This is a genomic window from Paenibacillus algorifonticola, assembly GCF_000971975.1.
GTDB lineage: Bacteria > Bacillota > Bacilli > Paenibacillales > Paenibacillaceae > Pristimantibacillus > Pristimantibacillus algorifonticola.
This window is the reverse complement of sequence record NZ_LAQO01000001.1, coordinates 376,987-391,571: the sequence shown is the minus strand read 5'-3', so window position 1 is coordinate 391,571 and position 14,585 is coordinate 376,987. Positions and strand designations below refer to the sequence as shown.

Below are 14,585 nucleotides of genomic sequence, written 5' to 3'. Positions count from 1 at the left end.
CAACCTCATCATGAATGACGCGAAAAAAATGCTGCTAAAGCTGCGAGCCTTGTACTTGTTTACAGGGCTTGCTGGCGGTTTGTTCAATCCTTATTTAACGACGCTGCTCGTTCATCAAGGCATGTCGGCGGGGCAGGTAGGCATGATGATGTCGCTGGGCACGCTGTTGTCGATCATTGTTCAGCCATTTTGGGGCTATATGGTGGACCGCTATCGTCAGACGAAGCTGGTGCTCGTATGCAGCATTGGAATGCCCGCGGTGCTTGCTTACTTTTACAATGTTCAAATATTTGCGCTGCTCGTCATCGTGTATACAACGTCGATTATTTTCAGCGTGACGCAAAGCCCGATTGCCGATTCCTATGCCGTTACCGCTGCCCGCGAAGGGCGCACCTCCTATGGCACGATTCGCAGTCTGGGGAGTTTAGGCACGGCGCTTGGCGGTTATGCCGGCGGCTTGTATTTATCTTATTTTCACATTACCCAGCTATGGCTGCCGTTTTTTATATTCAGTGCGGCTGGAGTGGCAATGGTGCTGACGCTCTCGAATAAGTCGGATAGTTACCGAACGACGGTGAGCTTAACCGAAGGGTTCAAACAAATGCTCAGCAACCGCAATTTCCTATGGTTTCTCGTAGCCTGCTTTTTTGTCAATCAGACGCTGACCGCCTATAATTCCTTTTTTGTGCTTTCCTTTCAGGAGGCAGGCGGGAGCTTTTCCATGGTCGGCTTTGCGCTGCTGCTCGCTTCGATGACCAATGTGCCTTCGATGCTGCTGACCGCTAAAATTATTGCCAAGCTCGGCAGGGAACGCACGCTCGTCATTGCCGCTTTCGCCTATGCGCTTCGTTGGGCTGTGCAATGGCTGTTTCCGTATCCTCCTGTCATGATCGGCATTCAAGCCTTGCATGGCCTGTCGTTTGGACTTTTTTATGTCGCAGCGGTCGAGTATGTAGCGAGCGTGTCGGGCAAGGAAATGCAAGCGACCGGACAAAGTGTATTTAATATGGTTTTTGTCGGGCTGGGAGGCATTATTGGCAACCTGCTTAATGGATTTTTGTACAATGCAGGTGGCGCACAATTGATGTATCTGGCTTGCACGGTCAGTGCTATAATGGGCTTGCTGCTGTTACATGGCGTCAATAAAAGGAGCTGTTCCTTGCCCGGACATTAATTTAGGTATGAAAGCAGAGCAGATAATGGCGGAACTTTTAGGGGGAGAAAGGGAATGGCATTGAAAGAGTGGAGCCAGTTGTCGGAGGAGCGCCGTTATTTAGTTGATCAAGCGCTGGCTTATATGGATTCAAAGTATGATGAGAAGGCTAAGCTGATTGGCGACAGCGAGGAGCATGGCAAGCACGGCACGAGGGGCAGTGGACATTATGCGCTCGGACTGCTGCTGCGAAGCGAGCCGGGCGACATAGAGCGCGCTTGCGAAGTGCTCCATAAAATTATCGATTTGCAATTCGATGCGCCAGATGAAATTTACCATGGCACATTCAAAAGCGCTTTGCAGTCTATCGACCCGCCAGCCGGCAACTACCCTTGGAAAAGCTTAGGGCCAGGCCATGCTTATTTTCTGGCGCAAACATTTGAAAAAATAACCGACCGCTTCGCCAGCGGCATCGAAGGCGAGCAAGCGAAGCAGGAATGGACGGAGCGCCTAACAGCGGCTATTGATGAGGTGCTGCCTCCGGTATGGAAAAGCTACGATCCGAACTGGCGGGAGTTTATCAGCTGCATTTTTGCAGTCATTTTGGAGCATTTCGGAGGCAAGCTGCCTCAGTCGCTGCTCGGGCGTATGGAGCAATCGATGATCAAGGCCGTTACCGGCTCCATTGAGCGCCGCTTGTCGGATGTCGTTCCGATGAATTCCAATATTGAGCTCATGCACACGTTTATCGTCCATTATTATGGAAACCGCTTGCAGCGTAGCGACTGGATGGAGCATGCCGACCGCGAGGCGGAAAAGCTTCATGCGCGTTATACGGAATTTGGCTCCTTATCCGAATTCAATACGACAACCTATTATGGCGTCGATCTGACGGTGCTTGGTTTATGGCGGCAGTACGGAAGGACGGCACCCTTCAAGCAGCTCGGCCATGCGATGGAGAAGGGGCTTTGGTCCAACATCGCTGATTTTTATAATCCTTATATCGAAAATCTTTCCGGCCCGTTTGCCCGCGCCTACGAAATGGAAATGACCGCCCACAGCTCGCTGGGCGTCATGCTGTATTTGGCACTCGGCAAAGGCTATGAGCATTTTACCGCGATAAACTGCGAGACGGAGCATGATATTATGATTGCGCTTGTAGGCGTAGATGTACCGGAGGAGCTGCTTCCGCAGCTTGCTAAGCATCAACGCAATCGGCTCGTAGAGCAGCCGTTCCGGGAACTTTGCGAGCGGGATCGGCCGGGTGCAAATACAAATTTATGTGCAGCGAGAGCCTGGATCGAGAGAGAGATTATGATGGGTGCAATGTCAGGCAGCAAAAACACGAACGGCCAGCTTCACCCTGCCACGATTCATTGGAAAACGGCGGATGGGCATAAATACGATCTCCGTCTCATTCGGCGCGAAGTCGGCAAGCATTGGAACACCCATCTGCGGGGTGTATATTATGAAGCGGCAGTGAATGAACGCCAGCTTGAGGTAGAAGTCCAGTGCAGTGCCGCCGTAGACATTGAATTTTATTTTGAAATTACGGGGCAAGGGGTAGACACACGCGGCATTGCGGCCAATCGCTGGACGCTGCCAGGGCTAACGCTTGAAGTTGAGGTGGATGCTCCAGCTCCCGTTGTGCAAGCTTTTGACAATCGTCTGGAAATCATCTATTTAGTACAAGCGAAAAATGCATTAGCGGCGCCTACTACGGCCACTACGATGAAATTTTTGCTCAGCAGATTGTAGCGAAAGAACGGAAGCGGCTTTAGGCGAGTAGGCATGGACAGGAGAGTCGTGGGGCTCGAATGGTGCGAAGTAACGCTCTCTGTTCGCAGGGTGTGGGAAGACAGGCGATACCATATCGAAATGGTACTCACAATACTCTTATAATTAGCACTGTGCCCCCGTTTCAGTTAGAAACGGGGGCACTGCTTCGTACAAGTGGGCCATTGCTGTATATCCTGCTGCGTCACTCCAGTTATTCTATCCGCCTGATCAAAAAGCGATTTTTACGTTTACTTCAAGCCGTTCACGATCAGCAACCGATCATCTGTCTTTGAAGGGTTTCCTCTGCCATCGGTGTTATTGGTAATAACATATACGCGGCCATCCTTCATCTTCACATCACGCAGTCGTCCCTCTCCATCAAAGACGACAGACATAGCCTTTGTCGCAGGATCATAGCGATACAGCGCACTGCCTACGAGCGTAGCGATCAGCATCCGGTTCTGGTCGTCAATCGCCGCACCGGAAGGCGCGATAGCCGGCTCGCCGGTATGATAGACGGGCGGAATCATTCCACTACCCGTCTGATCGCCGTACAAAGTCGGCCAGCCATAATTGCCGCCAGGCTCAATAATATTAATCTCATCATGCCCGCCAGGCGAGCCCGATGGACCATGCTCCGTAACAAGCATGACGCCTTTATCTGTCCAGGCCAGCCCCTGCGGATTGCGGTGCCCATACGAATAAACGTAGGAATCCGGGAAAGGATTGTCTGCCGGTACCTTGCCATCGAGCGTCATACGCAATATTTTGCCTGCCAGGCTGCCTTGATCCTGGGAGAGCTCAGGCTGCCCGGCATCGCCTGTCGTAATATATAGCAGCTTGTCCGGTCCATAGGCCATTCTGCCTCCATCATGGTTATAAGCACCTGGTATTCCCTCCAGCAATGGTCGTGTCTCATCCCAGCTCTTGCCGGTATACTTCAGCTGCACGACACGGTTGAGCGTTTCTCCATTTTCCTCATACGTATGGTAAGCATACGCTTTCTGCGACTGTTCGAAGTCCGGCGCAAGCAAAAAGCCCAGGAATCCGCTCTCGCCGCCGCCATGAACCGATTTAGTCAGGTTCACGGTTTGTCTCGTCCATTGATCGCCATCGATTTGGACAACATTGCCTTCCCGTTCGCTAACGTATATAACGTTACCGGCAAACGCAATGACCCAAGGAGCTCGCAGCTCCTCTGCGGCTACTTCATACGGTCCAGTCGATTCAGACGTTGGTTCCGCTGCAGCTGTTGGCACAGCTGTATCCGATGTCACTTCTGGCGCTGCGGCCGTGGAGCGTGGGGTTGCCCCCGGATCTTCATTTTGTCCACAAGCCGCCAACACACCTATCCATACGCTCAACGTAAGTACAGCCGTTACTCGTTTCAATTTCAAGATCCATTCTCTCCCTCTTGTTCGTCTATTATCTATTCTAACGCTTCGGGCGCTTCGCCGAAACATCAAAGGGGATATTTCAAATCGTACGAAAAATCATGCTCGACAGGACACAGACACAATAAATCGCTCCAGTATGTGGTTAAACGACTCTGGCGCATCGAGCTGGGCGCAATGACCGGCACCTGGCAGCAGAAAAAGCTGCGACAGCGCTTCTGTCTTTTGCCAGTTATGTGCGTTATCCACAAGCACCTTCAAATCTTTTTCTCCGTATACGAGCAGCATGTTATAGGGGACGGACGTATCTTTTTTCGTGAAAAAAGCGCCTAGCCCCGCCATGGCTGCGAAAGAGCGCCGATTAAACAGCTTCGCGCTTTGGGCAAATACATTTCGGCCATAGCTGCTGGAGCAGGAAAAGGTGGTCACATAGCGGCGAAACCGCCCCATGGAAAATAAAAAATAAAACAGCCAACGCAGTCCCTCGCGTTTCTGCTCCTTCCAAATTTCCGTATTTTCGCGATGAATGGAATAACCTCCGACAATTGTAACAGAATGCACCCGCTCGTTATAACGTTCTGCGAAAGACTGAGCTGCGAGCGAGCCAAGTGAAACGCCGACCACATGGCAGGCGGCAATGTTATGCTTGTCTAAAATCCCGGCCACAATGTGCGGCATATCTTTTAACGTCACTTTGGTGCCATGAACTTGGCTGCGTCCATGCCCTGGCATATCAAGGGCTATCACCTGATAGCCGGTCTTAAAATAGCTCGTCTGCCCGCAAAATACCCGATGATCCGCGAAGGCCGGATGGAGAAATAATAGCGTTTGTTTGCCGGGGTTGGGCATGAATTGATAAAAAATGCTGCTATTGCGATATGGCAAGTGCCGGGCAGTTACTATGAACTCGTTCATTGGAATAGGCCTCCACATTAGTATGCTTATCAATATATTCGAGCGGGCAGGCCGTAATGCCAAAAGCATGGAAGATCAATGGAGGATTAGCAGCTATAAATAGAAGGCAAAAAAAGAACGCCGAAAGGGAGCTAGTCCCATTGACGTTCTTGTTATGCTTATGATGTCTTGCTTTCCATGCAGCGTAGCCTCTTTTCCACTACACTTCTAGGCTCCAATATTAGCTGGAAGCTTTGACCTTCCACTCTAAAATGCCGGTTGATGCCGGGTTTTTCGATACCATTTCGATTCGCAGCGATGTCGTTGTTACGGGAGTAAACGTTGTTGTGTTGTATTTGTCGATGGTCGTTCCCAAGCCAACGGCATTTTGGACGTCTACCCAGGCGCTGCCGTTCCAATATTTGATTTTATACGAGCTTGGCACATCGATGCCGCCATTGTCCTTGAACCAATACACATCAGATTGTGTGACGGTATAGCTTTTATCAAACGTATATTGCACCCATTGAGTACCCGTTTCCGGCCAGTTTCCATAAACAGCATGGTTGCGGTCATTGGAATGAATCGGATCAAAGCCGTCATTGAGCGCGTTAATGCTCTCCCAAGGGGACACATAAGAGGACGTTACGGAAGCGTTTAGTGCAATATTGCTCAAATTCGTATTGCCATTATCGGTTGTAGCCGGGAAGCGGGAGGCATCCTGTTTAATTTGGCTCCACGTATAGCGCAGCATCCAAATGTCCCAGCTTGTGATCGTTGGCGAATTTCCTGCCCACATAATCGTTGGTACTGGGAAGCCGCCTGGCGGGCGCTCATTCGCCTCATAAAAGTCTGTTAATCCAAAGCCATGGCCAATTTCATGTTCTGTAATTTGAATTTCATTGGAGTTGACCGTGCTCAAAATGTAATCGTCGGACATGCGCTGTCCCCAATCGCCGCCTGCTCCTCCGCCAAAGCCTGACGTTGCCCACAAATACATATCAAAGCGCTTGTCGAGCCCGCCCGGATAAACATAATTGGGGTTCGTAAAATGGTCAAAGCGAGACAGGGCGCTCGGCGCTACAGGCAGCTTCGATGGGATAGCAGGATTAGAGGTACTCAGTTGGTCGGTTATATAGTCCGTATAGATGATTTCATCTGCTTGCTTGTCTAAAATTTGCGCGGAATTGGCTACGGCCCAGCCAACGATTTTCACTTGAATGTCTCCGTAAGGCCAGCCGTCGTAATCTTTCAAATGCTTCGTCCAATTATTCATTTGGCGCTGCAGCATGGCGGCAAGGTCTTTACGCTGCTGGAGCGTCAAATTTTTGTTAGATTGCCAGCGCACCACGTAATTTATCGTACCTTTTCCGGCAAAAATTTGATCGAAAATCAAGTTTTTACGAGTCGTCGAGCCTTCCGTTACCATGCGATTGGTCCATACCCATTCAATGGAGCTTTTGAGATTGGCAGGCATGTCGGCAAGCGTAATGCTGCTGGCTGCGGCGGCTGAAGCTTGATAAGCGACCGTTGGCGTAATCGTTGGCGCCGCCGGGGCTGCTGCTGCGACTGTAAGGCTGCTTGCAAGCAGGGAAGTCGAGAGCATGAATGAAGTCAAGATGAGGCCGGTTTTCTTTAACATTTGTAATCCTCCATTTTCTGAGATTAGATTTGTTTCAAACCGCTGGCTGATCTTTAACCCCCTATACACTGTGATTTTGAAATTTTGGATACATCTAGTAAAATCTCATTTCGTCTATCATTTTACAATAGATGAAAAAAATAGAAAAGTATATTTTTGTAAATTGCTGCTGGAATTCGTGGATAACCGTCGAATGATGAAACGCCTGGGCGGGATTTTGCTGCTTGTTTGATTATCGAATGTCTCTATATCCATTAAGACGCTTATACCATTAACTGGAAAATCCATTAAACGATATAAGTAGAGATCAAGTTTGCGGACGTAATAAAAGGCTTGGCATCCTGCAGGATGCCAAGCCTTTGTTCATCGCGCAGCTGCAATTCGCTCATTGCGCTGCCATCTTCATCTCGCGCTTCCAGCAGCATCGGCATTGCTGGGCGTTGGAACGGTAATCGGCAGCAGAGAGAGCAGGTGCCGAAAAATGCTGCTCATTTGCGTGTTATATTCGATCATTACCCGGCAGATGGAGGAGCTGATATGGTCAGCATTTTTTTGCAATTCGGCGTCAAATAGGGATTTGCTGCGTACGCAACTCCTTTCCTTTCTCCTCAAATAATGAAAATTATTGAAATCAAGGGACACAGACGCTCGAGTCCACAAATCTAAGATCAAGCCCGAAATTTACCCAACCAATTCCTGGCCCTACCCAGCGCCAACCAGCTATTGAATTTGGGCCAACAAAAGTAATAAACATCCAGTAGGAAGCGCCGTTACTTTGCCATATATAGGTGAATTTGTTTCGACAACTTGCTATAGCACCTGGATCTATTAAAGCAGAAACTCCTGATGGCAATTGTGGTGGTCTGGGTGGAATTGTAGAAGGAGGAGCGAAAGCAGGAGGGCCTCCTTGAATAGGTGTTTGAACTGGAGGCTGCGTGCTTGGGAATGTTTGCATGCCTGGTTGAGGGAAAATAGGAGGAGCAAATGGTGGTGGCATTGAAGGGCCTGGAATTCCAAACGGTCCAAACGCACGATCATAAGAATCAGGAAAATAAACCCACATTATTAATAACTCCTTTTAGATTTCTTTGTTCAAAACATTTATGGAAACTTATATGGCAATGTATGATACACATTAGCCTAGTGATACTGGGTCATGTGCCCAATTTTTGAAATCGCACTTTAAAATGTGTAGTTTACTAAAAGGGCAGGATAACGGAGCAAACGTATGGAATAAAATAGTGTCACGACATGTGAAGGGAGAGGATGTTTTTGTGAGTGAATCTATTGAGCAAATAGCGGCAGTCTAGGACTAGCCGCTTAAACAGCTGAAGCCATCAAGGAGGCCTGTGGGTAGGCTGGCGCTTGATGGCAAAGCAAGCCCTATAGAAGCAAATCTCCTTTCCGTTCCCGCCGCCATCGGAATGCCAGCAAAGCAGCAACGATGGCGAAAAGTAACCCGTAAGCGATGGGCTGCGCATATTTCGGCCTGTACAGCACAATCAAATTTTCAATCAGCACGCCAGAAAGCGGCTGCGTAATAAGATAAATATAAGGAATTTGCAGCGCGACGAGTGCCATATAATTCGCTGAAATGCTGGAGAAAAAGGCTGCCGCCAGTGCTGTAATCAGGCCGAGCACATAGAGGATTCCTACAGATAGCCCAATAAACTGGGCAAACGTCAGGTCATACCAGAAATACATAGAATTAAAGGCCGAATTGATGGGCGCTTCGTAAAATAATGCGATACCCCGCCGGGTGTACAGCAGGAAGAAGCAGCCGAGCTGTATAGATATAATGAGCATTGCGGATAGAAGAGCCGCAATCAGCTTGCTGCGGAACAGCCTGCGGCCGATCCGTGAAGCGTGCTGGAGGTGAATGACTCCGCTGCGCCTGTCTCGCAAAAAAATCGGTGATACGATCAGCAAAATGCTGACGATGCTAATGGAATACACGTAAAACATTATGCTTTGATAATGTCTATAGATTGTATCTGGAAAAATCGTATTCAGTGTTCCTGACTCGACCAGAGCATCAACCCGCTTTACAACTGATACGTCCGTATTTGCGAAATTGGCATAAGCCCTTTCCAGCCTGTCTTCAAATCGCTCGATTAAATATTGCTGAGCTTGCAGCTCCCAGAACAAATCGATGCCGGGATCGAACATGGCGTAATGGTTCAATTCCTTGAATCTTTTATTGCCAGAGAACGTATCCATCGTACGAAAAGCCTCATAGGTGGAGATGCCCGCCCCCTTGAAATGCGAATCACGGCTCATGATCAGCTCTGCTTCTTGAACCTTTTGATCAAACGTCTGCTTGAATTGTACAAATTCTGCCTCATCAAGCTCTAGGCCATATTGCTGCTTGATCTCGATTACAATCTTGTAAATATCCTTATCCGGTCTGCCGTTTGGAAAATGCTCAAAATAAAACTGAATATACATCAAATAAAAAATGACATTGAGCAGGGCGACCAGCGCGATCATTTTCAGGCTGAAAAGCTTTCTTATTTCATGAAGCACAATAGCCATAGTTGCTCCTCCGAACTCCTTCATTTTCAAAAAGGGTTGTCAATGTATATCCTGGCGCTTGAATTGCCGCAGGCACCACAAGCTGAGGATGGCCAGCATTATCGCCCAGCCGCCGGCCGTCATCCATTCCCAATCACGGATCATACTGAAGGCTCCGCCCGCCGTGAACCAGATATGCGGATTGAGTATGAGGTGAAATGGCGTGAGAATGGTATAAAATATAAGCTCCGAGCTGAGTGGGACGAGCCTGCCCAGCAGCAGCAGACTGCCGAATAGAACGGCAAAGCTTCCGTACACGAGGTAGCTGTTGCGAATAAAGGAGCCGAGCACAAACGCGACGGCGGCAAACAGCAGTTGAAGCACGTACATTAGCACTACCGCGCAGCTGAAATAGACGCCGAACGATACGTTCCTCCAAGTGAGGAATGGGAAAAACATCCCCGGCTCCCAGGTGAAAAAGCTGCTGATCGGCGTCTGCCACAGCCCTTTATAGCTGAAGGTGAGAAAATAGATAGCCAGCGTGACGCCAGCGAGCACCGTTGTCAGCACAGCAGCAGAGGCAAGCGCGGCAAGCAGCTTGTCCGTTTGCAGCTTTCGCCCATGCTTGGCAGCATAAAACAAGAGATGCGTATGCTGCTCGAATTCATTTTTGCTCAAAAAAACGGCAAGCAGCACAGCTAGAATCATCAGCTCAAACAGCAGCATCCGAAACAAGCTTTTAAACAGCATCGAATGCGCTCCGTACACGTTACCGTCGAAAAATAAATGCCTATATTCGCCGCTCGCAACGAGCTGCTGTATTCGACCGTCGAGCTCTGCATAGCGCCCAGTTACCGCTTCAGCAGCTGGTCCGCTCAAACCGTACAACTGAATTTGCCCTAAAGCCATCTGGCTGGTATCCAGCATGGCATAGACTTCAGCTATGCCATGCATCCTTGCTGCATAATCATGTATGATCCGCATCCGATTAAAACCGGAAATTTCCGCATCCAGGTAGAGGTCTGGCTGTTCCTGAACGTAGGCATTGAAATGGTCATAGGTGAAAAAATCACCCGGCTGCGCATACACCTCACCCGTCCGCGTCTTCGTCAGCTCGTTCATTTCTGCGAGCTGCGCCTGATTATAACGTTCAAGCTTGTCCTGCATTTGATCGGTTATTTGTACGCCGAACTGCTCTGCCATCTCGTTCAGTACAGCCATATCCTGTCGTTTGTAAGACTGCTCGGCAATAAACAGCAGATTGAACGCGATGAAGAGGGCGAGCAGCGCTAAAATAACCGGAGACAGCAGCGCCTTTCTCAGCTCATAGCGCCAGATGACCCCCCTCATGCCGTTTCATCTGCCTTCGCCTCGTCCTGATAAATATAAATAAACACATCCTCCAAATTGGGACTGGTCGGTATCCAATTCGGCTGAGGCTCGCCGCTGCCAATAAAACGGAATTTAAGCCGGCCTTGCTCCTGCCGTTCCGAAATCGATAAATACTTGCCGCGGAACTCATCTGCCGCTTCATAGTCAATTGTCGTTTCAAATACCATGCCCTCAAGCTGGCTGCAAATGCCTTGGATCGGGCTTTTATGCAGCACCCGCTTATCCTTAATCATAATAATTTCATCCGCAATCGATTCCACATCCGAGACGATATGCGTGGATAAAATGACGATGCGATTGCGCGCAAGCTGCGCCAGCATATTGCGAAAGCGGACGCGCTCCTTCGGATCAAGCCCGGCAGTAGGCTCGTCGAGAATGAGAATGCGTGGATCGTTCAGCATCGCCTGCGCAATGCCGACGCGTTGTATCATGCCGCCGGAAAACTTGCGCATCTTTTTATCCATGACGTCCTCCAGCGCAACGAGCTTCAGCAGCTCGGCAATTCGCGGTTTGGCATCCGCTGCACGCATGCCTTTCAGGGCGGCGATGTACAGCAAATATTTGTGCGGGCTGTAATGCTTGTAATAACCAAATTGCTGTGGGAGATAGCCGAGCTGCTCGCGATAGCGCTCATCCGCTTTTATAATATTTTCACCGTTGTACAAAATCTCGCCTTCGCTTGGAAAAAGCAAGGTGACGAGCATTTTAATGAGCGTTGTTTTGCCAGCGCCGTTCGGGGCAAGCAGCCCATAAACGCCATTCGTAAATTCAAGATTAATGTCCTCCAGCGCGCTAAAGCTGCCGAAGCGTTTGGAAACCTGCTGTACAGTCAGCATTTTAAATCGCTCCTTCCGGATTTTGCAATTTTCGCAATTGGTTTAGGCTTTTGATATATAACGCCCCGCAGACAGCTGTTAAAAGCAAATAAACGGAGACAGGAATCGTTTGAAGCAGCTGCATATAGCCTGTGCTGTACAAAGCCTTCAAGCCGATATGGCTGGCGAACCAGACCGAAATCAGCACATATTTCATCATGTCCGAGCGAATGCGGAGGACGATATAGAGAAAAACAACGGAAAACAGAAACAGCGACGAAGCTGATAGCGCCAGCGCAAACAGCAAATGAAATTGCTGAAACATAGCCGAAGCTGCAAACACGAGCGCTGCATTTAGAACCAGACAGATCAGGCTAAAGGCCAGCATTCGCAGCGAAGCAAGCTGATAAACATTGTATTTGCACACCATTTCTGTCTCATACGTATCGCTATGCTTAGGGCGGACGAAGAATAGGGTGGATACAAGGAGGTAGAGGACGGGCGACCCAATAAAGATAGCCGCATAAATATCCTCCTTCATGACCAGCGAATTGCTTGATCTCGCGAATAGGGCAAGCAGCATAAGAAGGGAGCCGGAAGTGAGCGCAAAGGCAATTTCTGTCCAGTCGTGAAACACATAACGATAGCCAAGGCGGGCATACATCAAGCGCAAATAAGCTAAAAAGGTTTGCTTCGGCACAAGCCCCCGTGCCACAATCAGATTTATTTGCTGTTCGATTTTCAGCTCGCTTGGCAGCTCGATCGGCGCCAATTTATCGTTTTTCATCGTGATCGTCTCCCAATCCGTATTTCAGCTTTCTGAGCATCGTGTAATATTTCGTTTTGACGGTCGACTCCGGCATATGCAGCAGTGGCGCAATGTCAGCAAACGTATATTCGGCGAAAAATTTGAGCCGGAAAATATGCTGAGCGGCAGCATCCATCTCGTTAACAAGCTGCAAAACGGCTTCGATCTGTTCTTTTTGCTCAATTTCCAGTGTGAAATCCTCATCCTCGGCGAACTCCGCATCCATCGCTGTCGTCCGTTGATCGTAGCGATAATACCGCGAGCGGTAGTAGTCGACAATCCGGTTCGTCGCAAGCTTGTACAGCCATGACCGGAAGGAACCCTTGCGTCCATCATAGCGCCCGATCGCTTGCAGCATGTGGATAAAGATATCCTGTGTTAGATCCATGGACAGCTGTTGATTTGTCGTCTGTCTATATACATAGCTGTACATTTCCTTGTAATAATAGCGGACCAGCGCATTCGCTGCTGACTCGCTTGATTGCTTCTGAATTTGCTTAATCCATGCTGCTTCCGTCTCCATGCGCCCTCTCTTTTCCTAAAACGTTATGCTGCCAGTCATTTTTCGCCGCTTATGTATATATTCGTAGTGTAGCGTAAAATAGTTTGGCAGAAAAAAATTTATGCCAGCATTCGCATATCGGATCAGGCGGTACCTCCGCTGCTTTTGCTGTATAATTGGGAAAGCACATAAATAAGGTAACGGGGAAAGAGGTAGAAACGATTGATCATATGGGAGGAGCCAAAGCTGCCGGCACCAGAGCAGCTGGAGAAACAGATGCGCATACTCGCTGCGCTGGATTTGATTATGTGCGAGGAGGACTGGCTTCGCGTTCATCGCTATGATTCCGCATGGTCGGATGATGAAACGATGGGCAGCTTGAACAATGGATCGGGCGATGTTGTATTTGTTGTTTTTGCAGCGGAAGGGGTCATTATCAAAGGCTTTGACCATGAATCCCCTTACAGTCCGCATGCGCAGGAGGAATACGGTACTTGGCCGGGCATTTATGATGAGGTGCCGAAAGCGCTGCTGCATCGTATACAGGATGTGGCATTCACTCATGAGGATGTTACCTTTTGCATATGGTGGGAAAATGGCGATTCCGCGTGGCACAGCAGCGAATATGAGCGGCCAGATGGTTGGGAAAATGGAGCAGATTTTCTCCTAGGTTATTTGTGCGATTCCCCAGAAAGCTATCAGGAATGGGCACAAGGCTATTTCGAGGAGCAGCTGGATTTGGCAGCCGTGCGCGCGGTTTTTGAAGGCGCCGAAATGACAGAAGAACTCATCGCCAGCCTGAATCCGGAGCGAGACCCTGAGAAAGCGCTTGAGGAACTGGGAACGCTTGGCCTTCTTGAGCTTTCATAAGGAATGAGTGGGTTTACAGCTTGATCGGAGTATATTATAATCGTCACTGACAAGTAAATAAAACTCGCTGTGAGACTAATGAGAACAGCCGCTGGATTGAGTATATAAATTCCAAATATGGGGTGTATACATTCTTTCTGTCGGCTTTTTTTAATTTATAGCCGTTGAAATCGTTTACAGCTTTACAGCCGAAGCAGTGATTTTGGCAGCCGTGATTGGTTGCGAGGTTTGGAGGGAACAAGCATGCAGCCGAATACAGTCATTCCGGCGATTCGGAATTTCAAAGAATTAGAGCAGGCGCTTGCCTCGCCGCAGCGTATCTTATTTTTGCTCGAGGGCGAGCTTATACAATTGCAGGGCATCGCGGATGCGGTGCGAAGTGCGGGCAAAAAGCTGTTTTTGCATCTGGATATGGTCAAGGGCATTAAGGACGATGAGGCATCCATTCATTATTTAGCCAAGGCGATCAAGATTGATGGCGTCATCAGCACAAGAACGTCAAGCCTGCTGCTTGCCAAGAAACATCGGCTTGCAGCAATTCAACGCGGATTTCTCATTGACTCGCATTCGGTCAAGACGATTATTAATACGGCGGCGCATGTGAAGCCCGATTACATCGAGCTGCTGCCAAGCTTCGCCCACTCTATGGTCGGCAAAATCAGGCAGGAGACGAATACGGAAATTATTCTTGGCGGCTTTGTGCATACGCGAGAGGATTTGCCTGCTTTGTTCGGCTCCGGGGCTATCGCGGTTTCATCCAGCAATGCGGCGCTTTGGAAATTATAAAGGGATGATTCCGATTAGGCACAACGTGTAAATCAG

General features: G+C 49.1%; 13 protein-coding genes. 5 read left to right on the top strand and 8 right to left on the bottom strand.

Annotation, left to right across the window (positions count from 1 at the left end; genetic code table 11):
• Positions 1-10: 10 nt before the first annotated feature.
• Both WH37_RS08525 and WH37_RS08520 read left to right on the top strand, forming a co-directional pair.
• A complete protein-coding gene (locus tag WH37_RS08525; RefSeq protein ID WP_046230102.1) occupies positions 11-1,174 on the top strand; it encodes an MFS transporter in 1,164 nt (387 codons plus the stop codon).
• A 54-nt stretch (positions 1,175-1,228) separates the two neighbouring features.
• Positions 1,229-2,911, top strand: coding sequence for a hypothetical protein (locus WH37_RS08520; RefSeq protein WP_052736881.1), 1,683 nt, complete (start codon positions 1,229-1,231; stop codon positions 2,909-2,911).
• 269 nt (positions 2,912-3,180) lie between these two features.
• On the opposite strand, the gene WH37_RS08515 is transcribed toward WH37_RS08520, so the two are convergent.
• The 3 genes from WH37_RS08515 to WH37_RS08505 all read right to left on the bottom strand — a co-directional run bounded on the left by WH37_RS08515 (position 3,181) and on the right by WH37_RS08505 (position 6,862).
• Entirely contained in the window at positions 3,181-4,329 is a 1,149-nt protein-coding gene (locus tag WH37_RS08515) for a PQQ-dependent sugar dehydrogenase (RefSeq protein ID WP_231594165.1), read from the bottom strand.
• 96 nt (positions 4,330-4,425) lie between these two features.
• Entirely contained in the window at positions 4,426-5,241 is an 816-nt protein-coding gene (locus WH37_RS08510) for an alpha/beta fold hydrolase (RefSeq protein WP_052736880.1), read from the bottom strand.
• 220 nt (positions 5,242-5,461) lie between these two features.
• Positions 5,462-6,862: a discoidin domain-containing protein gene (locus tag WH37_RS08505; protein WP_046230101.1), complete on the bottom strand. Its 1,401-nt coding sequence runs from the start codon at positions 6,860-6,862 to the stop codon at positions 5,462-5,464.
• 348 nt (positions 6,863-7,210) lie between these two features.
• On the opposite strand from WH37_RS08505, the gene WH37_RS08500 reads away from it, so the two are divergent.
• Positions 7,211-7,435: a hypothetical protein gene (locus WH37_RS08500; RefSeq protein ID WP_046230100.1), complete on the top strand. Its 225-nt coding sequence runs from the start codon at positions 7,211-7,213 to the stop codon at positions 7,433-7,435.
• A gap of 810 nt (positions 7,436-8,245) precedes the next feature.
• Here WH37_RS08500 and WH37_RS08490 read toward each other — a convergent pair.
• The 5 genes from WH37_RS08490 to WH37_RS08470 are packed head-to-tail and all read right to left on the bottom strand — an operon-like array spanning position 8,246 to position 12,914.
• Entirely contained in the window at positions 8,246-9,397 is a 1,152-nt protein-coding gene (locus WH37_RS08490) for an ABC transporter permease (RefSeq protein ID WP_046230098.1), read from the bottom strand.
• Between the two features lie 39 nt (positions 9,398-9,436).
• The gene (locus WH37_RS08485; RefSeq protein ID WP_046230097.1) at positions 9,437-10,726 is read right to left on the bottom strand and encodes a hypothetical protein; all 1,290 of its coding nucleotides are present in this window, start codon (positions 10,724-10,726) and stop codon (positions 9,437-9,439) included.
• On the bottom strand, positions 10,723-11,604 hold the full coding sequence (locus WH37_RS08480) for an ABC transporter ATP-binding protein (RefSeq protein ID WP_046230096.1): 882 nt from the start codon (positions 11,602-11,604) through the stop codon (positions 10,723-10,725). Before WH37_RS08480 ends, WH37_RS08485 begins: the two co-directional genes overlap by 4 nt.
• A 1-nt stretch (position 11,605) precedes the next feature.
• Positions 11,606-12,370 carry a hypothetical protein gene (locus WH37_RS08475; RefSeq protein ID WP_046230095.1) on the bottom strand — a complete coding sequence of 255 codons (765 nt, stop codon included), beginning with the start codon at positions 12,368-12,370 and terminating at the stop codon, positions 11,606-11,608.
• Positions 12,357-12,914, bottom strand: coding sequence for an RNA polymerase sigma factor (locus tag WH37_RS08470; protein WP_046230094.1), 558 nt, complete (start codon positions 12,912-12,914; stop codon positions 12,357-12,359). Before WH37_RS08470 ends, WH37_RS08475 begins: the two co-directional genes overlap by 14 nt.
• A gap of 201 nt (positions 12,915-13,115) precedes the next feature.
• On the opposite strand from WH37_RS08470, the gene WH37_RS08465 reads away from it, so the two are divergent.
• Both WH37_RS08465 and WH37_RS08460 read left to right on the top strand, forming a co-directional pair.
• Positions 13,116-13,763 carry a hypothetical protein gene (locus WH37_RS08465; protein ID WP_143088417.1) on the top strand — a complete coding sequence of 216 codons (648 nt, stop codon included), beginning with the start codon at positions 13,116-13,118 and terminating at the stop codon, positions 13,761-13,763.
• A gap of 243 nt (positions 13,764-14,006) precedes the next feature.
• Positions 14,007-14,549 (top strand): glycerol-3-phosphate responsive antiterminator, encoded by a 543-nt coding sequence (locus tag WH37_RS08460; protein ID WP_046230093.1) that lies wholly within the window; start codon positions 14,007-14,009, stop codon positions 14,547-14,549.
• The last annotated feature ends 36 nt before the right edge of the window (positions 14,550-14,585 follow it).

Excerpts from the sequence above, each read along its gene's own strand:
- WH37_RS08480 (WP_046230096.1), bottom strand. The coding sequence starts at position 11,604 with ATGCTGACTGTACAGCAGGTTTCCAAACGCTTCGGCAGCTTTAGCGCG.
- WH37_RS08510 (WP_052736880.1), bottom strand. The coding sequence starts at position 5,241 with ATGAACGAGTTCATAGTAACTGCCCGGCACTTGCCATATCGCAATAGC.
- WH37_RS08475 (WP_046230095.1), bottom strand. The coding sequence starts at position 12,370 with ATGAAAAACGATAAATTGGCGCCGATCGAGCTGCCAAGCGAGCTGAAA.
- WH37_RS08470 (WP_046230094.1), bottom strand. The coding sequence starts at position 12,914 with ATGGAGACGGAAGCAGCATGGATTAAGCAAATTCAGAAGCAATCAAGC.
- WH37_RS08460 (WP_046230093.1), top strand. The coding sequence starts at position 14,007 with ATGCAGCCGAATACAGTCATTCCGGCGATTCGGAATTTCAAAGAATTA.
- WH37_RS08520 (WP_052736881.1), top strand. The coding sequence starts at position 1,229 with ATGGCATTGAAAGAGTGGAGCCAGTTGTCGGAGGAGCGCCGTTATTTA.
- WH37_RS08525 (WP_046230102.1), top strand. The coding sequence starts at position 11 with ATGAATGACGCGAAAAAAATGCTGCTAAAGCTGCGAGCCTTGTACTTG.
- WH37_RS08505 (WP_046230101.1), bottom strand. The coding sequence starts at position 6,862 with ATGTTAAAGAAAACCGGCCTCATCTTGACTTCATTCATGCTCTCGACT.
- WH37_RS08485 (WP_046230097.1), bottom strand. The coding sequence starts at position 10,726 with ATGAGGGGGGTCATCTGGCGCTATGAGCTGAGAAAGGCGCTGCTGTCT.
- WH37_RS08490 (WP_046230098.1), bottom strand. The coding sequence starts at position 9,397 with ATGGCTATTGTGCTTCATGAAATAAGAAAGCTTTTCAGCCTGAAAATG.
- WH37_RS08500 (WP_046230100.1), top strand. The coding sequence starts at position 7,211 with ATGCCAAGCCTTTGTTCATCGCGCAGCTGCAATTCGCTCATTGCGCTG.